20 protein-coding genes are annotated in these 24,562 nt (G+C 68.9%); 11 read left to right on the forward strand and 9 right to left on the reverse strand.

What is annotated here, in order from left to right:
• The first annotated feature begins 32 nt into the window (after nucleotides 1–32).
• Entirely contained in the window at nucleotides 33–2,579 is a 2,547-nt protein-coding gene (gene ligD, locus D3H34_RS21160; RefSeq protein WP_119556236.1) for a DNA ligase D, read from the forward strand.
• A 19-nt stretch (nucleotides 2,580–2,598) separates the two neighbouring features.
• Nucleotides 2,599–3,543, forward strand: a complete 945-nt coding sequence (gene ku / locus D3H34_RS21165; protein ID WP_119556213.1) for a non-homologous end joining protein Ku — start codon at nucleotides 2,599–2,601, stop codon at nucleotides 3,541–3,543.
• A 159-nt stretch (nucleotides 3,544–3,702) separates the two neighbouring features.
• Here the strand turns inward: ku and D3H34_RS21170 are convergent, their stop codons facing one another.
• The gene (locus D3H34_RS21170; RefSeq protein ID WP_119556237.1) at nucleotides 3,703–4,611 is read right to left on the reverse strand and encodes a LysR family transcriptional regulator; all 909 of its coding nucleotides are present in this window, start codon (nucleotides 4,609–4,611) and stop codon (nucleotides 3,703–3,705) included.
• Nucleotides 4,612–4,742: 131 nt separating this feature from the next.
• Between D3H34_RS21170 and D3H34_RS21175 the strand changes: the two genes are divergently transcribed.
• From D3H34_RS21175 to D3H34_RS21190, 4 genes are all read left to right on the forward strand, one after another.
• Nucleotides 4,743–6,023 (forward strand): SGNH/GDSL hydrolase family protein, encoded by a 1,281-nt coding sequence (locus tag D3H34_RS21175; RefSeq protein ID WP_119556214.1) that lies wholly within the window; start codon nucleotides 4,743–4,745, stop codon nucleotides 6,021–6,023.
• A 78-nt stretch (nucleotides 6,024–6,101) separates the two neighbouring features.
• The gene (locus tag D3H34_RS21180) at nucleotides 6,102–6,332 is read left to right on the forward strand and encodes a hypothetical protein (protein ID WP_119556215.1); all 231 of its coding nucleotides are present in this window, start codon (nucleotides 6,102–6,104) and stop codon (nucleotides 6,330–6,332) included.
• Nucleotides 6,333–6,390: 58 nt separating this feature from the next.
• A complete protein-coding gene (locus D3H34_RS21185; protein WP_286186014.1) occupies nucleotides 6,391–6,858 on the forward strand; it encodes a 2'-5' RNA ligase family protein in 468 nt (155 codons plus the stop codon).
• The gene (locus tag D3H34_RS21190; RefSeq protein ID WP_119556217.1) at nucleotides 6,852–7,868 is read left to right on the forward strand and encodes a phosphotransferase enzyme family protein; all 1,017 of its coding nucleotides are present in this window, start codon (nucleotides 6,852–6,854) and stop codon (nucleotides 7,866–7,868) included. The genes D3H34_RS21185 and D3H34_RS21190 overlap by 7 nt, the downstream gene beginning before the upstream one ends.
• A gap of 18 nt (nucleotides 7,869–7,886) precedes the next feature.
• Here the strand turns inward: D3H34_RS21190 and D3H34_RS21195 are convergent, their stop codons facing one another.
• From D3H34_RS21195 to imuA, 4 genes are all read right to left on the reverse strand, one after another.
• A complete protein-coding gene (locus D3H34_RS21195; protein WP_119556218.1) occupies nucleotides 7,887–8,840 on the reverse strand; it encodes a hypothetical protein in 954 nt (317 codons plus the stop codon).
• A 231-nt stretch (nucleotides 8,841–9,071) separates the two neighbouring features.
• Nucleotides 9,072–12,437: an error-prone DNA polymerase gene (locus D3H34_RS21200; protein ID WP_119556219.1), complete on the reverse strand. Its 3,366-nt coding sequence runs from the start codon at nucleotides 12,435–12,437 to the stop codon at nucleotides 9,072–9,074.
• Nucleotides 12,430–13,776 carry a Y-family DNA polymerase gene (locus D3H34_RS21205; RefSeq protein ID WP_119556220.1) on the reverse strand — a complete coding sequence of 449 codons (1,347 nt, stop codon included), beginning with the start codon at nucleotides 13,774–13,776 and terminating at the stop codon, nucleotides 12,430–12,432. The genes D3H34_RS21200 and D3H34_RS21205 overlap by 8 nt, the downstream gene beginning before the upstream one ends.
• Nucleotides 13,745–14,554: a translesion DNA synthesis-associated protein ImuA gene (gene imuA / locus D3H34_RS21210; protein WP_119556221.1), complete on the reverse strand. Its 810-nt coding sequence runs from the start codon at nucleotides 14,552–14,554 to the stop codon at nucleotides 13,745–13,747. Before imuA ends, D3H34_RS21205 begins: the two co-directional genes overlap by 32 nt.
• Nucleotides 14,555–14,725: 171 nt before the next feature.
• On the opposite strand from imuA, the gene D3H34_RS21215 reads away from it, so the two are divergent.
• Nucleotides 14,726–15,559, forward strand: coding sequence for a CmcJ/NvfI family oxidoreductase (locus D3H34_RS21215; RefSeq protein ID WP_119556222.1), 834 nt, complete (start codon nucleotides 14,726–14,728; stop codon nucleotides 15,557–15,559).
• A 24-nt stretch (nucleotides 15,560–15,583) separates the two neighbouring features.
• Here the strand turns inward: D3H34_RS21215 and D3H34_RS21220 are convergent, their stop codons facing one another.
• Nucleotides 15,584–16,513 (reverse strand): LysR substrate-binding domain-containing protein, encoded by a 930-nt coding sequence (locus D3H34_RS21220; protein WP_119556223.1) that lies wholly within the window; start codon nucleotides 16,511–16,513, stop codon nucleotides 15,584–15,586.
• A gap of 119 nt (nucleotides 16,514–16,632) precedes the next feature.
• Here D3H34_RS21220 and D3H34_RS21225 point away from each other — a divergent pair, with 119 nt between their 5' ends.
• Complete coding sequence (locus tag D3H34_RS21225) at nucleotides 16,633–17,763, forward strand: ABC transporter substrate-binding protein (RefSeq protein ID WP_119556224.1); 1,131 nt, start codon at nucleotides 16,633–16,635, stop codon at nucleotides 17,761–17,763.
• 21 nt (nucleotides 17,764–17,784) lie between these two features.
• On the opposite strand, the gene D3H34_RS21230 is transcribed toward D3H34_RS21225, so the two are convergent.
• Nucleotides 17,785–18,666: an alpha/beta fold hydrolase gene (locus D3H34_RS21230; RefSeq protein ID WP_119556225.1), complete on the reverse strand. Its 882-nt coding sequence runs from the start codon at nucleotides 18,664–18,666 to the stop codon at nucleotides 17,785–17,787.
• Between the two features lie 28 nt (nucleotides 18,667–18,694).
• Nucleotides 18,695–19,627: a LysR family transcriptional regulator gene (locus tag D3H34_RS21235; RefSeq protein WP_119556226.1), complete on the reverse strand. Its 933-nt coding sequence runs from the start codon at nucleotides 19,625–19,627 to the stop codon at nucleotides 18,695–18,697.
• Nucleotides 19,628–19,739: 112 nt separating this feature from the next.
• On the opposite strand from D3H34_RS21235, the gene D3H34_RS21240 reads away from it, so the two are divergent.
• Nucleotides 19,740–20,729, forward strand: coding sequence for a Bug family tripartite tricarboxylate transporter substrate binding protein (locus tag D3H34_RS21240; RefSeq protein ID WP_167481251.1), 990 nt, complete (start codon nucleotides 19,740–19,742; stop codon nucleotides 20,727–20,729).
• A gap of 4 nt (nucleotides 20,730–20,733) precedes the next feature.
• On the forward strand, nucleotides 20,734–22,539 hold the full coding sequence (locus D3H34_RS21245) for an acyclic terpene utilization AtuA family protein (RefSeq protein WP_119556228.1): 1,806 nt from the start codon (nucleotides 20,734–20,736) through the stop codon (nucleotides 22,537–22,539).
• 3 nt (nucleotides 22,540–22,542) lie between these two features.
• On the opposite strand, the gene D3H34_RS21250 is transcribed toward D3H34_RS21245, so the two are convergent.
• On the reverse strand, nucleotides 22,543–23,370 hold the full coding sequence (locus D3H34_RS21250; RefSeq protein ID WP_119556229.1) for a DODA-type extradiol aromatic ring-opening family dioxygenase: 828 nt from the start codon (nucleotides 23,368–23,370) through the stop codon (nucleotides 22,543–22,545).
• Between the two features lie 100 nt (nucleotides 23,371–23,470).
• Here D3H34_RS21250 and D3H34_RS21255 point away from each other — a divergent pair, with 100 nt between their 5' ends.
• Nucleotides 23,471–24,406 (forward strand): LysR family transcriptional regulator, encoded by a 936-nt coding sequence (locus D3H34_RS21255; RefSeq protein WP_119556230.1) that lies wholly within the window; start codon nucleotides 23,471–23,473, stop codon nucleotides 24,404–24,406.
• Nucleotides 24,407–24,562 lie beyond the last annotated feature (156 nt).

Consider the following 24,562-nt stretch of genomic DNA (forward strand, 5'->3'; position numbering starts at 1 on the left):
GGCATGCCGCGAATGCAGGCACACCCGAGGGCATGGCTCGCTCCCGTACCGACACGCCGCTCGCGACCTACCAGGCAAAACGCGACTTCACCGCCACCGACGAACCCGCCGAGGGCGGCGAGGCGCAACCCCATGCGCCCGCGTTCGTGATCCAGAAACACGCCGCACGGCGGCTGCACTACGACTTCCGGCTCGAACTCGACGGCGTGCTCGTGTCGTGGGCCGTTCCCAAGGGGCCGAGCCTCGACCCCGCGCAAAAGCGCATGGCCGTGCATGTGGAGGACCACCCGCTGTCGTATGCCGGCTTCGAAGGCACGATTCCGCACGGCCACTACGGCGCGGGCGAAGTCATCGTGTGGGACCGCGGCACCTGGGAGCCGGTGGGCGACCCGCGCAAGGGCCTGGCCGCGGGCAAGCTCGCGTTCCAGCTGCACGGCCAGAAGCTCGAAGGGCTGTGGGAACTCATCAAGATCGCCAAGGGCGGTGAGCGGCAGGAGCCCTGGCTGCTGTTCAAGAAACGCGATGCCTTCGCGCGACCGCATGCAGACTACGACGTGGTTTCGGCACTGCCCGACAGCGTGACCCATCCGAGCCCATCCCCCCTCGCGAAGCGCAGAACGACCAAGGCCAAGGCATCACCCACCCTGCCCGCACCCGGTGCAACCAAGGCACGCCTGCCCGCCAGGCTCTCGCCGCAACTCGCGACCCTGGCCACCGGCGTCCCCGAGGGCGCCGCCCGCGACTGGATCTTCGAGATCAAGTTCGACGGCTACCGGATCATGGCGCGCGTCGAGGACGGCAAGGCGTGCCTGCTCACGCGCGGCGGCCATGACTGGAGCGCGAAGCTGCCGCGGCTCGTGGCCGAGCTGGAACGCTTGGGCATCGACAACGCGTGGCTCGACGGCGAGATCGTCGTGCTCGACGACCAGGGCACGCCCGACTTCAACGCGCTGCAGAACGCGCTCGACCGCGAGCGTGCCGATGCGGTCGTGATGTTCCTGTTCGACGTGCCCTTCTTCGGGGGCTTCGACCTGCGCCAGGTGCCGCTGTCCGGACGCCGCCGCCTGCTGAAGCAACTGATGGACGCGCGCGCCTCGCAGCGCCTGCGCTTCAGCGCCGACTTCGAGGCCGATGCCGATTCGGTCCTGCAGTCGGCCTGCCGGATGAACCTCGAAGGCGTGATCGCCAAGCGCGCCGATTCGCCGTACGTTTCGCGCCGCAGCGACACCTGGCTCAAGCTCAAGTGCACGCAGCGCCAGGAGTTCGTGGTGTGCGGCTACACGCTGCGCAGCGACAGCCCCACACGCATCGGCAGCCTGATGCTGGGCGTGCATGCGAAGAACGGCGACCTGGTGTCGGTCGGCGGTGTCGGCACCGGCTGGAACGACCGCGAGGCGCGCGACCTGCGCCGCCAGCTCGCCGCGCTGAACAGCGCGCGCGCGCCGTTCGCCGGCGGTGCAGCCAAGGCCGGACGCCGGCGGCCGGGCGGCACGCGGCACTGGGTGAAGCCCCGGCTCGTGGCCGAGGTGCGCTTTGCGGCATGGACACCGGACGGGCAGATCCGCCACGCGTCGTTCGTGGCACTGCGCGACGACAAGCCGGCATCGGAGATCGTGCATGAAGAGCCCCATGACATCGCACCCGCCTCGCGCGCGAAGACCATGAAGACATCATCGAAGAAAGCCGCATCCACGGTCGGCGGTGTCACCGTGAGCCATGGCGATCGCGTGATCGATGCCAGCTCGGGCCGCACCAAGCTCGACCTCGTGCGTTACTACGAATCTGTCGCCGAGCACATGCTGCCGCACCTGAAGGGCCGCCCCTGCGCACTGGTGCGCGGGCCGCAAGGCGTGGGCGGCCAGATCTTCTTCCAGAAGCATGCCGAGAAGGTGAACATCGCCGGTGTGCGGCAACTCGACCCCGCCCTGTGGCCGGGCCATCCCTCGATGCTGGAGGTCGGCACGCGCGAAGCGTTGCTGAACGCGGCGCAGTTCAACGTGATCGAGTTCCACACCTCGAACGCCACCTCGACGCACTTCGACAGGCCCAACCGCATGATCTTCGACCTCGACCCAGGCGAGGGCACGCCGTGGGCCCATGTGCAGGAAGGCGCGGCACTGATGCGCGCGATGCTCGCCGAGCTGAATCTGGTGGCCTGGCTCAAGACCAGCGGCGGCAAGGGCCTGCACGTAGTCGTTCCGCTGCGCATGCACTACGACAACGACACGGTGAAGGCGTTCTCGCGTGCCATCGTGCAGCACCTGGCGAAAGTGATCCCCTCGAAGTTCGTGGCCAAGAGCGGGCCGTCGAACCGCGTGGGCAAGATCTTTGCCGACTACCTGCGCAACGGCGTGGGCGCGACCACCGTGGCGGCCTACTCGGCGCGGGCCCGGCCCGGCATGGGCGTATCGATGCCCGTGGACTGGGCCGACCTCGACAGCCTCAGGAGCGGCGCGCACTGGACTATTGCCACCGCGCGCGAGCACCTGTCGTTCCAGTCCGAAGACCCGTGGGCCGGCTACTGGACCACGCGCCAGCCGCTGGGCGAAGCCATGAAGCGGCTCGGCTTCAAGAAGTGAATCACAGGAGGCACACACCATGGCCACAGGCACGAGAACCCTCTGGAAAGGCGCCATCACCTTCGGGCTGGTCCACATCCCCGTGGGCCTTCACACCGCCAGCACCGAACAGGGCATCGACTTCGACTGGCTCGACAAGCGCAGCATGGACCCCGTGGGCTACAAGCGCATCAACAAGCGCACCGGCAAGGAGATCGCGCGCGAGCAGATCGTGAAGGGCTTCGAGTACGAGGACGGCAAGTACGTCGTGATCTCGCCCAAGGAGATCGAGGCCGTCTATCCGCGCACCACGCAGACCATCGAGATCCAGCGCTTTCTCGATGTCGGCGAGATTCCCTTCGTCTACCTGGAACGGCCCTACTACCTCGCGCCGATCAACAAGGGACAGAAGGTCTACGCCCTGCTGCGCGAGGTGCTGGTGAAGACCGGCAAGGTCGGGCTGGCCAAGGTGGTCATCGCGACCAAGCAGCACCTGGCATTGCTGATCCCGTTCGGCAAGGCGCTGGTGCTCAACCTGCTGCGCTGGGGCGACGAGGTCAAGCCCGCCGACGGGCTCGACCTGCCGGCCGCCGGCGTCAAGGGCGCGAAACTCTCGGCCGCCGAGATGAAGATGGCCGAGCAACTGGTCGGCGACATGTCGGGCCCCTGGAACCCCGACGAATTCAAGGACGAGTTCAAGCACGCCGTGATGAAGATCGTCGAGAAGAAGGTCAAGGCGGGCGACACGGCCACGGTGGTGCAACCGGAGGAAGAAGCACCCTCGGGCGGCGCCGACGTGATCGACCTGACCGAACTGCTGGCACGCAGCCTGCGAAGCGGCAAGCGCACGCCGCCTGCGGCGAAGAAGCGCGCGGCGACGAAGTCAACGGCTTCACGCAAGACCGCGCACAAGCCTGCCGCCAAGGCCTCCAGGACCGCGAAGACCGCAAAAAGCACAAAGAGCGCTGCCCGCAAGGCGGCCTAGTGTGGTGTCCCGCAAATAGCTGCGCAAAATGAAATCGATGCGTTTCACGCCAGGGCAAGGCGCAAACCGCAGCGATACCCGTAGGTATCGCGAGGATTTGCAACGCCGCCCTGGCGTGAAAGGCGCGATTTCATGCGCAGTTATTTGCGGGACACCACACTAGCGCCCCTTCCCTCGCGCCGCGCCCGGCAACGCCGCCACGCGCTGCGCCAGGAAGTCGACCAGCACCTGCACCCGCAGCGGCAGCTGGCGGCGCGGTGCGTACAGCAGGTGCAGCTCCTGCGCCGGCCCCGTGTGCCGCGCGAGCAGGCGCACCAGCCGCCCTTGTGCGAGCAGGTCCGCCACCATCCACGTGGGTTGCAGCGACACGCCCGCGCCCGCCAGCACGCTGTCGAGCAGCGCCACGGCGTTGTTGACGCGGTAGCGGCTGCGCACCGGTACGGCCACCGGGCCGTCGGGGCCCGTGAGCAGCACGCCGTCGTCGCCTGCCGCGTAGCGCAGGTAGTCGTGGGCCAGCAGGTCCTGCGGCGTGCGCGGCTTGCCGCGCGCCGCAACGTAGTCCGGCGATGCGACGAGCACGCGCGGCCAGCTGCCGAGATGGCGCGCGACAAGGTCGGGCGGCAGCGCGCCGCCGACGCGCAGCGAGACGTCGATGCGCTCCTCGCGCGGATCGACGAAGCGGTCGTCGAGCACCAGCTCGAGTTCGATGTCGGGGTACAGCCGCAGGAACTCGACCGCCATCGCGTTGAGATGCCGCTGCCCCAGCGTGACCGGCGCGCTCAGGCGCAGCAGGCCGCGCGGCTGCTGCACCTGCGCACGCGCATCGGCCACGGCATCGCCGTAGTCCTCGAGCATGCGGCGCGCGCGCTCGTGGAAGCGCAGGCCCTCCTCCGTGAGGCTCAGCCCGGTCGCCGCCCGCCGCAGCAGCCGCACGCCGAGTGAGCGCTCGAGCCCCGCGACCAGCTTGCTCACGGTGGGCTGCGTGGTGTCGAGCGCACGGGCCGCGCCCGAGAGGCTGCCGAGTTCGACGCTGTGCACGAAGGCGGAGAGTGCGCGAAGGGTGTCCATGGGTCCATTCGAATCGGGAATGCGATGCATGCCATTCTGCCTTCTACCCATCCTGATTCGAATGAATGAAAGTTCAGCCACCGACGCTTCTTTTCTTCTTTCTTTCATTCATTCACACGAGGACATCGAACATGACCGCTTCGCGATTCGCATCCATCCTGCGCCACGGCGCGCTCGCCCTTTCCCTGGCGGGCGCCGCCGCGGCGTCCGCAGCCGGCCCGACCGACACGCCCGCTCACTGGAGCCCCAGCTGGATGGCCGCCACCCAGCCGCTGTGGGACGAGCGCTTCGTGCTGCCCCTCGGCATTCCCGCCCGCTTCGAGCGGCAGACGTTGCGCCAGGTGGCGCGCCTGAGCATCGGCGGCGCGCGGCTGCGCGTGGTGGTCAGCAACGAAGGCGGCACCTCGCCGCTGCACATCGGCGCCGCGCACGTGGCCCGCCATGCGAGTGGCTCGGCAATCGTCGAAGGCACCGACCGCGTGCTGCGTTTCGGTGGTCGCGGCGACGTGACCGTGCCGCCCGGCGCGCGCCTCGTGAGCGACCCGGTCGACCTGTCGCTGCCCGCGCTGAGCGAGGTGGCCGTGTCGCTCTACCTGCCCGTGCCCAGCCAGCCCGCGGGCTTTCACTTCGATGCCCGGCAGACGCTGTACATCGCCGACGGCGACCTGAGCGCCGCCGCGCGGCTGCCGGCCTCGGCCACGCCGTGGAGCACCCGCGTCTACGTGAGCGGCCTGGTCGTCGAGACGTCCCAGGCGCCCGTCACCGTCGTCGCACTGGGCGACTCGATCACCGACGGCAACGGCTCGACGCCCGGTGCCAACACCCGTTGGCCCGACGCGCTGGCCGAGCGGCTCGCGCCGCGCGGCGTGGGCGTGCTCAACGCCGGCATCTCCGGCGGCCGGCTGCTGAAGGACGGCATGGGCCGCGCGGCGCTCGAACGCGCGGGGCGCGACGTGTTCTCGCAGCCCGGCGTGCGCGCCATGGTCGTGCTGCTCGGCACGAACGACATCGGCTGGCCCGGCGGCCCCTTCGCGCCGCAGGAACCCGCCGTGCGCGCCGAAGAAGTAATCCAGGGCTTTCGCCAGCTGATCGAGATGGCCCATGCCCACAACGTGCGCATCGTGGGCGCGACGATTCCGCCCAACGAGCGCGCGCTGGAAGGCACGCCGCTGGCCGGCCACCACTCGCCCGAGAAAAACGCGGTGCGCGAGGCCGTGAACCGCTGGATTCGCGAAAGCGGCGCCTTCGACGCGGTGGTCGATGTCGATGCGCTGCTGCGCGACCCGACACGGCCGATTCGGCTGAAAACCGCCATGGATTCGGGCGACCACCTGCATCCCGGCGACGCCGGCTACAAGGCCCTGGCCGCGGCCATCGACCTCGACGCCCTGCTGGGAAACTATCCTCAATAGACTGCAAATTTACTGTACATAAATACAGTATTTTCTCTAGAATGGTCCGTCTCCAAGAACAACACTCGAGGCGACGCCATGACCACCGCCAACCCGCCTGCGCCCTCGGCGCAGGTGCTTTTTTTCTCCTCGCGACAGCATCCGCTGCAGTCGCGTGCACGCACAACCACGACAACGACTGGCCGGATTTCGAACTGGCCATTCAAGGTCGCGCGCGACAAGCGCCATGGCGATGGCCTGGACATCCGCGCCCAGGCCGCGCACGTCATCCAGACCACGGCCGCGCACTGGTGGCCACCCGAGGCCTGAAGGTGACGCCGTGGCGGCCCGTCGGCAGCTCCTCATCGGCCTTTTCCCCCCGGCGAACGTGCGCGCCGGAATCCTCGCGCACCGCGCAGACTGGTGGTGGCCGCGCGGCTGCACCATGCCGCCTGCGGGTCGGCTGCACCTCACGCTGTGCTACCTGCCCGACCACCAGGGCGAAGCCGAGCAACGCCTGCGCGCCACGCTCGCCTGCGTGCCGATGCCACCGCTGGACCTCACGCTCGACAGCTCCGGCACGTGGCGCAACGACGTCTCCGTGGTCTGTCCCGCCGCGCACGACGGACTGCGCGAATTCCACGACGCGCTGATGCGCGCATTGCGGCAAACCGGCTTCATTTCCTACGCTGGCAGCTGGACGCCGCACGTCACAATTGCGCGGAAAACCGAGCGCGCCGCGTGCCCCGCGCACCTGCCGCCCATCCAATGGGCAGCGCGCGAATTCCGGCTGGTCCGCTCGCACTTCACGCATCCCTTTCGCCACGAACTCCTGGACGCCTACCCCGCATGCTGACGCCGCCCGCCTTGCCGAACGATGCCATCGCCGCCCGCCTCGCCAGCACCTGGGACCTTCAAGGCACCCGCGCCGAATTCCTGCCGCTGGGCGCGGACGTCGATTCCGCCGCGTTCCGCATCGACGCACCGGACGGCCGCGCGTACTTTCTCAAGCTGCGCCGCGGCGGCTTCGGCCCTGCCGTGGTCGATGTGCCCGCCGTGCTGCACCACATGCACGGCATCGACGCCGTGATGGCGCCGCTGCTCACGCTCACGCGGCGGCTCAGCATGCAAGACCATGGCTTCGACTGGGCGCTCTACCCGTTCTTCGACGGTGCCGACGGCTTCACGCGTGCACCGACCGACCGGCAATGGACCGTGCTGGGCACGGCACTGAGCGCCATCCATCGCGCCGAGCTGCCTGCATCGATGCTCGCGGGCCTGCCGCGCGAAAGCTATTCGCACCACTGGCGCGAGGGCGTGCGCCGCTACCAGCGCCGCTTCATCAACGGCGTGGCGGGCGACGATCTCGTGACGCACTTCCTGGCCTTCTGGGACGCGCACGACGAAGAGATCGACTCTCTCATCTACCGCAGTGAACAGCTCGCATCGATCCTGCTCGAAAAATCGCTGCCGCAGGTACTGTGCCATTCGGACCTGCACGCGGGCAACGTACTGCTGGGCGATGGCGACCGGCTGTGCATCGTCGATTGGGACACGCTCATCCTCGCGCCGAAGGAGCGCGACCTGATGTTCATCGGCGCAGGTGTCGGCGGCGTATGGAACCAGCCGCGCGAAGCAGCCCTGTTCTTCGAGGGCTACGGCGCGACACAGGCGGTCGATGCGCTGGCCCTCGCCTACTACCGCCACGAGCGCATCGTGAAAGACCTGCTCGAGTTCTGCGACCAGATGTTCGACTCGCAGGCCAGCCGCGAAGACCGCGAGGAAGGTCTGCGCCAGATGACCAGCCAGTTCGAGCCGGGCAACGTGATCGCCGTCGCGCACCGGGACTACGACGCCATCACCTGACGCGCGCGGATCGGCGAGTCAGATCAGCAGGTCCTGCGCGTCGTCCTCGAAGCCCGCCACGGGCTGCGCCTTGGCCAGCGCCAGCCACACCGAAAAAGGAATGCGCTCGAAGACGCGATGCACCGCGGCGCGCGCCACCACGAGGCGTTCGCCCTCGAGCACCATCACGCCACATCCGTCCGGCATCTCGTCGGGGGATGCAATGCAGCGACCCTTGGTGTCGTTGCCCAGCACGTACCAGCATTCACCGCCCAGGTCGAGGTAGGCCGCGCGCTTGTCGGGCTTGCGCAGGTCGCCCAGCAAGTCGGCGCGGCTCACCTTCACCTCATGCACGATGGGATGCGCATAGGCCTCGACGCTGGTGTTTCGGATCGAAAACACATCGGGCCGCGCCATGCACCAGCGCGGCTTGCCGCCTTCTTCGAGCGGCGGAAGGCGTGCGCGCAGGCCGAGGCCGCGCCAGGCGATGCGGCCGCCGCGCGTCATCTCGCGCGCGACGCGCTCCACCAGCGCCTCGTGCGACGACAGCGCCGCGCGGTTGACCGTGAGCGTGGTGGCGATGCGCGCAATGCCCGCGTCGGTCACGCGCAGCGTTTCGTGGCCGAGTTCGCTGCGCACGCGTGCCAGGAAACCGCCCGCGAGCAGCTCGACTTCGATGCTGTCGCAGCAGGGCCAGCCGGCCGAGCGGTAGATCTCGCGCAGGCGCCGCGCGTGCAGCTTGCCGAAGGGCACCGTGGGCACAGCCGTCTGCATCGGCGGCGGCGGCTCGATCACCGGTGGCGGAAAACCGGGGTCCGTCACCGGCGGCATCACCGGCGGTGGGTCGCCCTCGGGTGGCAGACCGGGCGGCGGCGGTGGCGGCATGGGCACCGGCACATCGGGCGCAGGCGGCGGCGGGCCGATCGGCGTGGCGACGACGTCATCGGCCAGTGCGGCTTCTGCGGTTTCAGCAAATGCGGCGTGTGCGGACATGGGAGGAACAGGTTAGCGAAAAGCCAGGGGCGGCGCGAGACATGGAACGATCCGTTGCATTCGCCGGCGTCAGAAGGTGTGAATGAATCCGGCGTGGCCGAGCAGCCCGCGCAGGCGCGTCCCCTCAAGGCGCAAAGCGCAGCCATAGCTCGGGCTATGGCGAGCATTTGCAACGCGGAGGGGGCGTGTCTGGGCGGGATGAGCGGGCATGGCGGACTCGTTCACACCTTCTCAGTGAAAGTCGCGGCTGGTGTTGCTCTGCGCCAGCCGGCCCAGCAGCGGCGTGAGGTCCTTGAAGCCGGTGGCGATCAGGTGCTGCACCTTGCCGCCGCTGTCGTCGTCGCGCTGCCAGGTGCCCTGCACCGCGAGCAGGTGCGATTTGAGCAGCGGCTCGCGCCAGGCCTCGATGACGTGGCTCCAGACGATCACGTTGACGTTGCCGGTCTCGTCCTCCAGCGTGACGAAGATGGTGCCGTTGGCGGTTCCCGGGCGTTGGCGGCCCTTGACGATGCCACAGGCGCGCACGGTCTGCCCGCTGTGCGCGGCGCGCAGCTCGACCGCACTCTGGAGCTTCATGCGCGCCAGGCGCGGGCGCAGCAGCGCGAGCGGATGGCGGCGCAGCGTGAGACCGAGCGAGGCGTAGTCGCCCACGATCTCTTCGCCTTCGGGTGCGGCCGGCAGCAGCAGCGCCTGTTCGTGGATCGGCACGCCCTTGAGCAAAGCCGACGAGCGGTGCTGCGCGGTGGCGTCCCACACCTGCTGGCGGCGATGGCCCGAGAGCGACATCAAGGCATCGGCCGCCGCAAGCGCGGCCATGTCCTTGCCTTCGAGTTCGGCGCGCAGGGCCAGGTCCTCGGTGCTGGTGAAAGGCGCTTGCGCGCGCGCTTCGAGCAGGCGCTCGGCACCGGCGTCGCTGAGGCCCAGGACCCGGTTCAGGCCCAGCCGGACCGCCGGCTGGTTGTCGTTGCCCAGGCGATCGGCATAGCGCGTGTCGGTGCCGGCCGGCATGCGCGGCGCATCGCTCGCGCGGGCTTCGAGCGTGGTGTCGATCTCACTGCATGTGACGTCGACCGGCCGCACCTCGACGCCGTGGCGACGTGCGTCCTGCACCAGTTGCGAAGGGCTGTAGAAGCCCATGGGTTGCGAGTCGAGCAATGCGGCAAGGAAACAGGCGGGCTCGTAGTTCTTGAGCCAGCTGCTCACCGTCACCAGCAGCGCAAAGCTCGCGGCGTGGCTTTCGGGGAAGCCGTAGTCGCCGAAGCCCATGACCTGTTTGAAGATGGCCTCGGCGAAGGACGCCTTGTAGCCGTTGTCGACCATGCCGTTGACCAACTTGTCATGGAACTTGCCAAGGCCGCCCTTGCGTTTCCAGGCGGCCATGGCGCGGCGCAGCTGGTCGGCCTCGTCGGCCGTGAACTTGGCCGCGATCATCGCGATCTGCATCACCTGCTCCTGGAAGATCGGGATGCCCAGCGTGCGCTCCAGCGCTTCGCGCAACTCGTCCTTCTCGTAGTGGATGGGCAGCTTGTTGCGTACCCGTTCGCGCTGCTTGAGGTACGGATGCACCATTCCGCCCTGTATGGGGCCCGGCCGCACGATAGCCACCTCGATCACAAGATCCTCATATGTCTTCGGCTTCAGGCGCGGCAGCATCGACATCTGCGCGCGGCTCTCGATCTGGAACACGCCGATGGTGTCGGCGTCGCAGATCATGTCGAACACCTTCGGGTCGTCGTTGGGGATATGGTGCATCTCCATCGCCAGGTTCCGCCAGCGGTTCATGTGGTCGAGCCCGCGGCGGATCGCGCTGAGCATGCCCAGCGCGAGCACGTCGACCTTGAGCATGCCCATGGCCTCGAGGTCGTCCTTCTCCCACTGGATGACGGAGCGATCCTTCATCGATGCCTTCTCGACCGGCACCAGCCGCGTGAGCTTCGTGTGGGTGAGCACAAAGCCGCCCACGTGCTGGCTCAGGTGGCGCGGAAAGCCCTTGAGTCGCTGCGTCATTTCGATCCAGTGCACCAGCTTGAGCCGGTCTTCCTTCACGCCGACGCGCGCGGCGGCCTTGTCGAGCTGTTCGCCGAGCACGGTGTCGTCGAACCAGTAGTGGTCCTTGGCGAACTCGTCGACCAGGCGCTCGTCGATGCCGATGGCCTTGCCGACATCGCGCAAGGCACTGCGCGAGCGGTAGCAGATGACGACGGCGGCAATGGCGGCGCGCTCGCGGCCGTATTTCTCGTAGATGTACTGGATGACGTCTTCGCGCCGCTGGTGCTCGAAGTCGACGTCGATGTCGGGTGGTTCCTTGCGCTCGCGGCTCAGGAAACGCTCGAACAGCAGCGTGCCTTTGTCGGGGTCGATCGCGGTGATGCCAAGGCAATAGCACACCGCCGAGTTCGCGGACGATCCACGCCCCTGGCAAAGAATCTTCTGTGACTTGGCAAAGCTGACGATGTTCTCCACCGTGAGAAAGAACATCTCGTATTCAAGGTCGATGATGAGATCGAGCTCTTTGCGGACCTGCCGGCAAACTCTCTCCGGAATGCCCGAGGCATACCTTTCGAGCGGATACCTTTCGAGCGCTCCTTCCCATGTCTTGCGCACCAATGTCTGCGCCGCTGTCTCGCTGCTGCCCACGGTCTCCAGCGGGTACTTGTAGTTCTCCCGGATCACATTCGGATCGAACCTGCACCGCTGCGCCACTGTCAGCGTATTCGCCAGCATCTGCGGCAGATAAAGCTCCGCCAGTCGCACGCGCTGACGCAAGTACCGCTCGGCATTCGACTGCAACGCGAAGCCGCACTCAGCCACGGTCTTCCCCTCTCGCACGGCCGTCAACACATCGTGCAACGGCTTCTGCGATCGGATGTGCATGTGCACGTCGCCGGCCGCGACCAACGGCACGCCCGCGTCCTCGCCCGCCTGCATCAGTGTGACGAGCCAGAGGTCGTCGTCGAGTTCGTTGAACAGCTCCACGGCCAGCCAGAGGTTCTCGCCGTACAGCGCCCTGGCGGCGGCCAGGTCTTCCTGCAACGAGGCCGCATCCGGCATGTCGCCCGACGGGCGGTGCGGCACGAAGAGCACCTGGCAGTGCTGCAGCGAGGCCACGTCGCTCGTGTCCCAGTCGACGCGGTACTCGCCCTTGGGCAGCTCGGTGTTGCGCGCGGCGGTGATGAACTCGCAGAGGTTGCCCCAGCCCTCGGTGTCGTTCGCGATCACCACGAGCTTGAAGCGCTCGAAGCGAAACTCGCTGCCGAACAGCAGGCGGAATTCAGGATGGCGCGGGATCGGCGGTTCGTCCGGGTGCTCTCGTTCGTATTCGTCCAGCTTGGCGGGCAGGTCACGCAACGCGACATGCGCGCGCACGATGCCGGCCACCGAGCATTCGTCGGTGATGGCCAATGCCGCGTAGTCGAGGTGGTAGGCGCGCTCGACCAGTTCATCGGGCGTCGACGCGCCGCGCTGGAAGCTGAAGTTCGTGAGGCAGTGCAGCTCGGCATAGCCCGGCAGGCCCGGCGCCGGCCGCAGCCGCTGCGGCAGCACATGCACCGTGGCAGGCCGGCGCTTGCGCTCCTCCTTGCCGCTCAGGTCAGGCATAGAAACCTTGCAGGTACCAGCGCACCTCGCCCGACGAAAAACGCGTGGCGGGCCGCTCGCGAAAGATCCACACCAGGCCGGCCTCGGGGCTTTCGGCCACGTAGTAGTCGCGCATCGCAGGCTGGCCGCCGTCTTCTTCGCCGCCCCACCAGCCGGCCTCGACGCGCTGCGGCCCGACCAGCTTGCGCAGCGGCCCGCAGTAGCAAGGGCGCTCGCCGTCCATCTCGAGCCGCAAGGGCTCGGGCAGCAGCCAGGGCGGATAGATTGCATCGGGCTGCGAGGCGGCGTCCTTGCGGGCCTTGTCCGATGGCGCCGGGGTTTTCTCTTTCTGCAATGCAGGCCGCCACAGCTGCTGGCGCTCGGGCCGGTGGTCGGCCTGCGCAACCGGCACCTGCACCTGGTCGGCGCCGAGGCGCACGCTGAGCCGCTCGACCATCTCGTGCAGCTTGTCGCCCTTGCGGTTGTCCTCCGGCAGGAAGCTGGTGCTGGCGCCGGCCAGCGGATCGGTTTCGAGCGTGCGCAGCTTCAGCCAGCTCGCGGGCGCGGCCAGCGTGGTGAGCGCGAGTTTTTCGGACAGCAGGCGGCGCAGGTGCGCCATGTCCTGCGTGGGCTCTGCGGTGCGCACGGTGAGCTGCTGGTGCGGCGGCAAGGTCACGCCGTTGAGGCGCCGCAGGTCGAGCGTCCATTGCAGTTCGAGCGCGCGGGCGCCGCGCTGGCGCGCGCGCAGCCAGATCTGCAGCGCCGAGAGCAGCCGGTTGGCCGACCACATGAGCTCGGGCCCGGTCTCGGCCAGCGCGGGCAGTTCGAGCTTCTGTTCGAACACATCGGGCAGCGTGAGCCAGGCGTGGCTTTCGGGGCGCAGGCCCCAGGCGATGTCGAGCGCCTCGCGCAGCCCCGCGCCGAAGCGCCGCGCAAGGCCACCGCGCGGCAGTGCCGCCACCTCGCCCCAGGTGCGGCAGCCCAGGCGCGCGAGCAGGTCGAGGTGGTCACGCGCGGCGGTGAGTGTGTCCAGCGGCAGGCCGGCCGGTACTTCGGCAGGCCGGTTTTCGTTGCGCGCGAACAGGCGCAGCCGCGCCAGCGCGATCAGGCTGGTGGCGCCCTGTGCGCCGAGCATGCGCGCGTCGGGCGCGGGGTTGAGGGCCAGCAGCTGGCGCATCAGCGGCGCGCGGCCGCCCCACAGGCGTTCGCAGGCCGAGACTTCGAGCATCAGCGCCTCGTCCTGCCAGGTGACGTGCGGCGTGAACTGCAGCGCCCACCAGCCCAGGGCTTCGGGCGGGGGCATGTCCGCCGCATCGGACGCCTCGGCCTCAGACGACCATTGCAAGGCGATCCAGTGCATCCGAACCTCCCTTCCACGCGTCGATGCGCACCACCGTGGCCGACGGCGCGGCAGCCGGAGCCACCGCCGCGCCCTCCTGCGGTTGCAGGCGCAGCTGGCGCCGCACGCGGGCGGCGGCCAGCAGCGCGCTCATGCGGGCGTTGCGCGCCGGTACCCGCACCGGCGCGGCCAGCGGCGGCCCCCGGCGCTTGAGGATGTGCAGCGCGATCTGCGCCGGATCGTCCGCGCAGCGTTCGGCACGCAGGCGCAGTCGTGCAGGCGAGGCCGACAGCGCCACCGCCTCGGGCCGGCACACGAACAGCAGCACCTCGTGCTGCGCCGCCGCCAGCTGCAGCCGCCGCAGCTCGCCCACGCGGGCCTGCGGCAGCCAGGCGACGACGGCGGCGATCTCGGCGCAGCGCAGCGCCTGCTCGCAGGCCCACAGCCGCGCGGCCGGCGCCTCGCTGCGCACGCACATCAACGCCTCCACCGGCAGCCCCTGCGCTGCCAGCGCGGCGCCGCAGGGTTCGTAGGGTGCGCCGACCAGCACCACCGGCCCGCCCCGCGCTTCCACCGCCTGCGCCAGCGCGGGCAGCAGCAGCCGCCAGACATGGGCCTCGGGCGTGGCCTGCAGCAACTCCGTCATCGCACCCACGGGCCAGCCGCCGCCGGGCAGCTCGGCGTCGAGCGCGGCATGCCCGGTGGCCACGACCTGCGCGTCGGCCAAACCGAGTTCGTCGGCATGCCAGACGCCGCGGCCCGCGGCGGTGGAAAAGGAGTCGAGGAAAGGGAGGCCCATGATTGCAACTGTTAACTGTATTTTTATACAGTATTTCCCGGCCTGGCAAGAAAGAAGAAAGCTTTCTTCGGGAAGCGGCACTTCATATTCCTGTTGTTCATGCCAAGGCGCGAAGAAGTCGTTTGAGCCGCCGCCTCGCTTTCGCTCCAATGCCATGCAAAGGAGCCCCGCATGAACCACCCCACCGTCACCGCCGGCCTGAACTACCTGCAGCCCAGCGCATTGCGCCCCTTCAGCTACACCTTTGCGCCACCGCCCGACACCCCCTGGGAAAGCGGCACCTACGAACTGCGCCCGATGCCGATCGCCGATGCCCGCGCGGCCGCGACGCCAACCGACATCGAGCGCGAAGGCTTCGTGCTGCGCGATGCGCCCACGACCGTGCGCGACTTCCTCGACGACGCCGAGGTCACCGCCGTCTACCACCGCGAGGTGGCCGAGCTGGCGCTGGCGGTCACGGGCGGCACGCGGGCCCATGTGTTCGATCACCTGGTGCGCCAGCGCGAGGCCGACCGCACGGCATTGAGCTTCGGGCGCCGCGCCACCAACGGCAAGGCTGCCGCCAACGGCCGCATCCACAACGACTACACCGAAGATTCGGGCCGCCGCCGGCTCGGCATGGTGCTGACCGACCCCGACGAAGCGGCGGCCGTGCGGCGCTATTGCATCGTCAACGTCTGGCGCTCGATCAGGGGGCCGGTGCTGGACACGCCGCTGGCGGTCTGCGATGCCCGTTCGGTGATGGCGAAAGACCTGGTCACCGCCGAGGTGCGCTACCCGCAACGCACCGGCGAGATCTACCTGGCCACGCATTCACCGGCGCACCGCTGGTCCTACTTCTCTGCGATGGATCGGCACGAGGCGCTGGTCTTCAAGCAGTACGACTCGCAGCTCAGCGGCGTCTCGCGCTACACGCCGCATGCGGCCTTCGACCACCCCGATGCACCGGCCGATGCGCCACTGCGCCAGAGCATCGAGGCCCGCTGCCTGGTGGTGTTCGAATGACGCCGGACGGCTCCGCACTGCCGCTCAGACAGCGGCATCCCCGGCCCCGCGTGACTGCCGCGCCTCGGCCACCAGCCAGGCGGCCACATGACGAACCTCTTCGCGCGGCGCGTCTTCGGCCTGGATCAACCAGTACGCATGTCCCGAGGCCTGCACGGGCGCCGGTGAATCCACGCGCACCAGGCGCCTGTCGTCGAGCAGCGACTGGATCAGTTCGAGCCGCCCCAGCGCCACGCCCTGCCCGGCCAGCGCGGCCTGGATCAGCTGGTCGTACTGGTTGAAGTGCAGCACGGCCTGCGGCTTGGCATCGGCCCAGCCGACCGAGGCCAGCCAGTCGTTCCACTGCAGCCACGGGTGCTGCGGATCGTCGAAGTCGAGCAGGCACAGGTGCGACACGGCATCGGCCGTGCGCAGCGGCGTGAGCCCGAGGGAGGGATGCGCCACGGGCGCCACCGTCTCCCCGAAGAGCCTCAGCGCCCCCGCCGGTGCCAGCGCGGGCGTGGTGTAGCGGATCGCCAGGTCGATGCCGTCGTTGCGCAGGTCGGCGAGCCGGTTGTTGGCCGAGACCCGCACGTCCACACCCGGATGCAGCTTCTGCACCCGGCTGAGCCGCGGCAGCAGCCACAGGCCGGTCATGCCGATGCTGGCGCTGAGCGTCACGGGGCGCTGCTCGCTGGTCTGGCGGATGCCGCCCATCACGTCCTGCAACTGCTGCACCGCGCCGTCGGCGCTGCGAAAGAGCCGCTCGCCCTCGGCGGTGAAGGCGATCGACCGATGACCGCGCACCAGCAGCTTCACGCCGAGCTGCTCTTCCAGTGCATGGACCTGCTTGCTGACCGCCGACTGCGTGAGGCACAGGTCCTGCGCCGCCAGCGAGATGCTCATGCGCCGCCCGACCGCGACGAAGCCCCGCACCAGGTCCAGCGAAGGCAGTCGGAGGAGCGAAAGTGGCATTCCCATCGCGAATATGAGGCGGGATTCTGCCGCTGCACTTTCCGCGCCGCAATACGGGAAACGATGGACACCCAAACTTGCCGCGCCCCGTAAGATCAGTTTGTTAACAATTTGTGACCATGAACCACAAAAAGATTCACCTGCTGGCTTCAGCCCTCGCCGCCCTCGTCTTCACATGGGGCCCTGCCGCCCAGGCGCAGACCGCCAAGCCGCTCCTCATCGGCCAGACCTACGTGCAGACCGGCCCGCTCGCATCCCTATCGACCGAGCCGCTGGTCGGCATCCGCGCCATGTTCACCACGCTGAACGCCAACGGCGGCATCAACGGCCGGCCGGTCGAGTTGCGCCAGCTCGACGACGCCTACGACCCCGCCAAGGGCGCCGAGAACGTCAAGGCCTTCGCGCGCGACGGTGCCGTCGGCGTGTTGATGCCCATCGGCACCTCGTCGGCGGTCGGCGCACTGAAAGCGGCCAACGAGCTGAAGATCCCCGTCGTCGGTCCGTACACGGGCGCGGGCCCGGTGGTGAAGTTCAGCGAGTACGGCTTTCCGGTGCGCATCAGCTTCGACGAGGAATACAGCCGCATCGTGAACCACCTCTTCACGATCGGCCTCTCGCGCATCGCCTTTGCACACAACGACAACCCCGGCGCGCGCTCGGCGATGGAGAGCACGCAGAAATTCATTGCCGAACGCGGCGACAAGATGGTCGGCAGCGTGGCCATCAAGAACGATGGTTCGGATGCGGCCGAACGCGCCGCGGAGCTGGTCAAGCTCAAGCCCAAGGCCGTGGTGCTGTCGGCCACCAACGACGTGGCGGCGAAGTTCATCTCGGCCTACCGAGCGGCGGGCGGCGAGACGGCGTTCTATTCGTTCTCCTTCCTGAACGGGCAGAAGCTCTTCCAGGACATCAGGAAGGACGCCGCCGGCGTCGTCATCTCGCAGGTCGTACCCTACCCGTGGAACAGCGCGATGCCGGTGATTGCCGAGTACCAGGCGGCGATGAAGAAGATCGGCGTGAACGAGTTCAGCTATGCCAGCCTGGAAGGCTATGTCACCGCCAAGGTCATGGTCGAAGGCCTGAAGCGCGCGGGGCCGGCCCCGACGCCGGAGTCGCTGCAGAAAGGCCTGGAGTCGTTCAAGACGCTGGACCTCGGCGGCATCGCCGTGTCGTACCGGCCCGGCGAGCACCGCGGCCTCACCTTCTCCGAACTCTCGATGCTCAAGGCCGACGGGCGCTATCTGCGCTGAAGCTTTCGCTGACTGAAAGCCTCAGCCCAGGAACCGCCGCAGCTGCGCGTTGACCTCCTCGGCGCGTTCGTACTGCACCCAGTGCCCCGCGCCGTCGATCACCACGCCTTCGCGGCCGGGGCCTTCGGTTGCCAGCTGCGCCGCCAACGGACGCGAGTCGGCGGTGACGTCGAACTCGCCCCACAACAGCAGCGTCGGCACGGCCAGCGTGTCGATCGCGCTCTGCAGCCCGCCCGACAGCGACACCTCCTTGCTGCGAAAGCGCGTGCCGTGGCACGAGAGGTCGTGGATCTCGAAGGCCAGCGGATCGATGGCGGCCGGCGCGTGCAGCATCAACGCGCCCAGGTTGTGCATGAGCGCGGCGCGCTCGGCCTCGCGGTCCGGGGCGGCGCGCCAGTTGATCATCTCGACCGTCATGCGGCGCAGGGTGCCGTGGCCGCCGCTGCCCATCAGCGCCAGCCGACGGATCGCGCCGCGTCGTACCGCGAAACGCGAGGCAGTGAGCCCGCCGAAGGAGAAACCGCCGAGGTCGATGGGCGTGCCGGCGCCGATGAGCGCATCGAGCGTGCCGCCGAGCGCATCCAGCAACGGCACCAGCGCGTCTTCGCCGGGCGCCACTCGCGGCAGCGCGTCGGAATCGTGAAAACCGGGCATGTCGGGCAGCCACAGCACGCGGTCGGCCGACAGCGCTTCAGCATTGCGCAGCCAGTGCATCCAGCTGCCATGGCCGCCGTGCAGCAGCACCAGCGGCGGGTGCGCGCCGGTGTCGGTGCCGAAGCGGCGCCAGCGCACGCGCACGCCATCGTGCACGGGGTCGTGCGAGGTGGACAGGGCTTCGATGCGGGCGATCTGGCGCCGGGCTTCGGCGGATTCTGCGGCGGTGGGGAGAGCGGGCGTGGGCATGGCTTCATTCTGCCGCGCCCCCTTGGCCTCAGCGAGACGGCCGCGCCCTGCGCCGGTTCAGCTGCAGGTTGCGCGCGTCGAACACCTCCAGCACCTGGTCGCGGAACTGCTTCATCAAGAGCGAGAAGTAGGCATTGCGCCGCCAGAACAAGCCAATCTCCAACGCCCAGACCGGCGCGGGCGACGGCAGCGCCGCCAGACCGGTTCCCATGGAAGAGCCGAGCGAATCCGAGGTCATGACCGTCAGCAGGTTGGTGCCGCGCACCAGCGGCGCGAAGACCGCGGGCGAAGCGTCCGACTGGAGAAAAGCGGTGGGCCCCTCGAGGCCCGCGTCGCGGAACATCGACTCCACCCAGGCACGCAGCGTGATGCTCGACGGCGGCAGCACCCAGGGCTGCGCGGCCATGTCGCCCAGCGTGAACGCCCGCCGGTGAAAGGGGTGCCCGCTGCGCGCCACCACGTACGACTCCTGTTCGCCGAGCACGGTGCAGGTCAGCGCCGGCGGCACCTCGCGGTTGACCGCGGCGATCGCGAAATCGAGTGCACCCGCTTCCAGCTGCTGCAGCAGCACGCCGCTGAGCTGCACCTGGGTTTCGAACTGGATGCTCCTGCCCGCGCCGAGGAACGACGAGAACACCGGCGTCATCACCGACTCGACGATGGCGGGCACAGTGCCGATGCGCAGCTTGCCGGACTGCCCCAGCTTCATGTCCTGGACCTCGGTGCGCATGTCGTCCACGAGCTGCTCCAGGCCGAGGTTCCGCGCATAGAGCGCCTGCCCGATGGCCGTGAGCGCCACGCCGCGCGCCGTGCGCTCGAACAGGCGCACGCCCAAGGTCGTCTCGAGCCGCTGGATCGACTTGGACAGCGCCGGCTGCGTCACGCCCAGCGCATCGGCCGCATGGTGCAGGTTGCCCCGCTCGGCGGCCACGCGGAATGAATGAAGGTCTTTCAGCTGCATGGCGACGGCCGGTTGCCCGATTCCATTTCGTTATCGCAAAACCCCATGGTACGGCTAGGCACGCATCGATGCGATTTCCATAATGACCCGGACACCCCTGGAGACAACCGACATGCAAGAAAAAAAGACCCGCCGCGCGCACGCGGCGGCGCGCCTTGTCACGGCCATGGCCTTCGCGCTGACCAGCGTGGCAGCGATGGCGCAAGGCATCTACCCCAATCGCCCCATCCGCGTGGTCGTGCCCTACCCCGCCGGCGGCAACACCGACATCATTGCGCGCGACGTGATGCGCGACCTGTCGGTGCGGCTCGGCCAGCCCGTGGTGATCGACAACAAACCCGGCGCCAACAGCATCCTGGGCACCGATCTCGTGGCCAAGGCCGCGCCCGACGGCTACACGCTGCTGGTCGTGATCGGCGCCTACGCCAACAACGAATCGCTGTACCGCCGCCTGCCCTACCGCGCCGCCGACCTCGCGCCGGTGTCGCAGCTGACGCGCACCTCGCTCGTGCTGGTCACGGCCAGCCCCGGCGTGCGCAGCGTGGACGACCTGGTGCGCGCCGGCCGCGAAGGCGGTGCACCGCTGAGCTTTGCCAGCAGCGGCGTGGGCTCGGCCGCGCACCTGCTCGGCGAGCGCTTTGCGCGCACCACCGGCATGAAGGGCACGATGCACGTCCCGTACAAGGGCACCGCCGACGCGACCACCGACCTCGTCAGCCACCGCGTCGGCTTCATGTTCGACGCCATCTCGGCGATGGGTCCGCACATCCGCCAGGGCAAGCTCACGGCGCTGGCGGTCACGGGGCAGGAGCGCTCGCCCTTGCTGCCGCAGGTGCCCAGCCTCAAGGAACTCGGCCACCCCGAACTCGCGACCTACGCCTGGGCCGGCGTGATGGCCCCGGCGCAAACGCCCGCGGCCATCGTCGACAAGCTTTCGACCGAACTCGCCGCGGTGCTCAAGGGCGCCGAACTGCGCACCAAGCTCGCCGCCATCAGCACCGAGGCGGTCGGCGGCACGCCGGCCGAACTGGCGGCGTTCATCGCGCGCGAAACCCAGGTCAACGGCGAAGTGATCCGCCAGCTGAACCTCTCGCTGGACTGACGCGATGGACAAGCGCAAGAACAAGACCGTGAAGATCGGAGGCGCCTGCGCCTTCATCGGCGACAGCATCCTCGGCCCGCGCCAGCTCGTCGACGTGCCGGGCATGCAGTACCTCGTGTTCGACTACCTCGCGGAGATGACGCTGTCGAGCTTTGCCCAGGCACGCAAGATCGACCCCGCGCAGGGCTACGCGACGGATTTCATCGACGTCACGCTGCGCGAGATCCTGCCGGCGTGCACGCAACGCGGCATCCGGCTGGTGGCCAACGCCGGTGGACTGAACCCACGCGGCTGCGCGGCCCGCATCGAAGCGCTGGCGCGCACGCTGGGGTGCCCGCTGAAGGTCGCCTTCGTCGAGGGCGACGACTGCCTGCCGCTGCTGCCCGCGCTCGAGGCCGAGGACACGCGCGACTTCTATTCGGGCACGCCGATGCCCCCCGGCATCGACAGCGCCAACGTGTACCTGGGCGCGCAACCGATCGCACGCGCGCTGGCCATGGGCGCGGACATCGTGGTCACCGGCCGCATCGTCGACAGCGCCACCACGCTGGGCGTGCTGATGCACGAGTTCGGCTGGTCGGCCGACGACCATGACCGCCTCGCGGCCGGCTCGCTGGCCGGCCACATCCTGGAGTGCGGCGCGCAGGCCACGGGCGGCATCTTCACCGACTGGGCCGAAGTGCCCGACTGGGAAAACATCGGCTATCCGTACGTGGAATGCAGCGCGGACGGTGGCTTCGTCGTCGCCAAGCCGGAAGGCACCGGCGGCCTCGTGACGCCGGCCACGGTGAGCGAGCAGATCCTCTACGAAGTGGGCGATCCCGCGCGTTACGTGCTGCCGGACGTGGTCTGCGATTTCACCCAGGTCACGGCCGTGACGGTCGGGCCGGACCGCGTGCGCGTGCAAGGCGCGCGCGGCCTGCCGCCGCCGCCGACCTACAAACTGTCGGCCACCTACCAGCAAGGCTACCGTTGCATCGCGCAGGTGTCGGTGTTCGGTGCCGATGCGCTGGACAAGGCGCGGCGCACGGGCCACGCGCTGCTGGGCCGGGTGCAAGGCATGCTGCACGCCCAGGGCCTGGGCGACTTCGACAAGACGCTGGTGGGCGTGATCGGCGCAGAGGACAGCTACGGTCCGCACGCCACCGCATCAGGGCTGCGCGAGGCCGTCGCCCGCGTGGCGGTGACGCACCGCGACAAGGCCGCGCTCGAACTCTTTTCGCGCGAAGCACGTGCGCCGGGGGTCTCGTTCGCGCCAGGGTCCACCAGCGGCAGCGCGCTCACGCTGAACGGCCGCGCCGCCGTGGAGCCGCGCTACCGGCTGTTTTCCTGCCTGGTCCGCAAGGACCGGCTGCCCGCGCCACGCGTGGTGATCGGCGAGCGCGAAGAACGCGTGGAGATTCCCTGCCGGGATGCGGTGCCCCTCGACGCACCACGCGTCAAGGCAGGCACGGCCGAAACGACCGCCGCGACGCCACCGTCAGCCGGCGACATCGCCACGGTGCCGCTGATCACGCTGGCCTACGGCCGCTCGGGCGACAAGGGCGACACGTCCAACATCGCGATCATTGCGCGCCGCCCCGAAGACCTGCCGCTGCTGCACCGCGAGCTGACGCCGGAACGCGTGCGCGCCTACCTCGGGCACCTGGTCCACGGCGAGGTCACGCGCTACGACGTGCCGGGCCTGCATGCGCTCAACTTCCTGATGACGCAGGCGCTGGACGGCGGCGGGCCGACCTCGCTGCGGCCCGACCCGATGGGCAAGGGCATGGCGCAGCTGCTGCTGGGCATGCCCGTCGCCACACGATAAGGCTCACACCGCGCCGAAGCGATAGCTCGACACCACGAGCCCGCCCATGAAGGCGTCCTCGTGGTAGACGCGCTCGCCGGCCTCCCCTTCGGCCGCGCCGACCGCGACCATCAGTGGAATCAGGTGCTCCTCGCGCGGGTGCGCCACGCGGGCCGACGGGGCCGAGGCCCAGTCCTGCAGGCGTTGCACGCGCTCCTGCGGCGTGGCGTTCACAGACGTCTGGTCGAGCCAGTCGCCGAAGGCCTTCGACACGCCGTGCGCCTGCGGGCCGAAGTTGCGCAGGTTGTGATAGCTCAGGCCGCTGCCGACGATGAGCACGTTCTCGTCGCGCAGCGGTGCAATGGCACGGCCCAGCGCCAGGTGCTCGGCCGGATCGAGCCCGCGCCGCAGCGACAGCTGCACCACCGGCACGTCGGCGTTCGGGTACATCGCGGCCATCGGCGAGAACATGCCGTGGTCGTAGCCGCGCTCGGGGTCGATCTGCGCCGGCAGGCCGGCGGCGGCGATCAGCGATTGCACGCGCTGTGCGAGTTCGGGCGAGCCGGGCGACGCGTAGCGCACCTCGTAGGTGTGGGCCGGGAAGCCGCCGTAGTCGTAGATCATCGGCGGGCGCGGGTTGCCCTGCACCGTGAACACGGGCGACTCCCAGTGCGCCGAGACCATGAGGATGGCGGACGGCGTGCGGCCGATCTGGCGCGGCATGTCGGCCAGCGAGGCGGCGAGCTGGTCGTAGGTGGCGCCCATCTCCTTCTTCATCCAGGGCCAGGGGCCGCCGCCGTGCGAGATGAAGTACGTGGGCAGGCGCGAAAGGGTGGTGTTGTCGTGGGTCAAGTCGATGCTCCTTGAAAGCGTTGGATTGACTGTAGACATTTCCTTTCAGGAAATCGACAGGCTACGATGCATCGAATCATTTCTTCACAGGAAATCATCGATGGACCGCATGACCAGCCTGCGCGTGTTCCGCGAGGTCGTCGAGGCCGGCAGTTTCGTGGCAGCGGCCGAGCGCCTGGGTCTCTCGGCGCCGATGGCCAGCAAGCACGTGGCGCAGCTCGAGAAGTCGCTGGGCGCGCGCCTCCTGCACCGCTCGAGCCGCCACCTGAGCCTCACCGAAGCCGGCACCGCCTGGTACGAGCAGAGCCGCCGCGCGCTCGATCTGCTCGACGCGGCCGAAGCCGCGATCGGCCAGACCAGCGACATGCCGCGCGGCCAGCTCAAGGTGAGCGCGCCCGTGTGGTGCGCCACGCCGCGCTTTGCGCGCGTACTGGCCGATTACCGTGAGGCGTATCCCGAAGTGCTGGTCGACATGCACCTGGAAAATCGCAAGGTCGATCTCGCAGCCGACGGCTACGACCTGGCCTTGCGCGCCACGCAGGAGCCCTCGCCCGCGCTGATTGCGCGCCCCCTGTGCCGCGTGCCCTTCCACCTTGCGGGCACACCGGCCTACGTGAAGCGCCACGGCGGCCAGCCCGCGGTGCCGGCCGACCTTGCAAGGCTGGGCGCGATCGTGCCGAGCTACGTGAACCTGGACAACCTCGCACTCAAGGGGCCGGGCGGGCGCATGTTTCCGCTGCGGCTCACGCCCGCGATGCGCTCCGACGACACCACGCTCACGCTGCACGCGGTGCGCGCGGACATGGGCATTGCCTACATGCCCTCGTGGCTGATCGACGACGACCTGACGCAGGGCCGGCTCGTGCGGCTGCTGCCTGCGTTCGAAGCGACGCCGGTCACCTTGTTCGCGGTGTACACGAGCCGGCAGTACATGTCGCCCAAGCTGCGAACTTTCATCGACTTCCTCAGTGCGCGGCTGGGCGGCATGGAAACAAAGGCAGCACGCGCCGACGACCACAAGGCCCGCCGCGCCTGAAGGCTTGCTGAAGGCATCGGCCTTGAACGCACCTTTTCGGGGCAAGGTCATGCATGCAGGGCTACATTCGAAGGCTCTCCTGGAGACCGATTCCTTGTTCCGCTTCTTCGAAAAACTCCTTCCCCCGTACCCCGCCGCCGAACCGACGCTGCCGCC

Source organism: Acidovorax cavernicola (genome assembly GCF_003581445.1).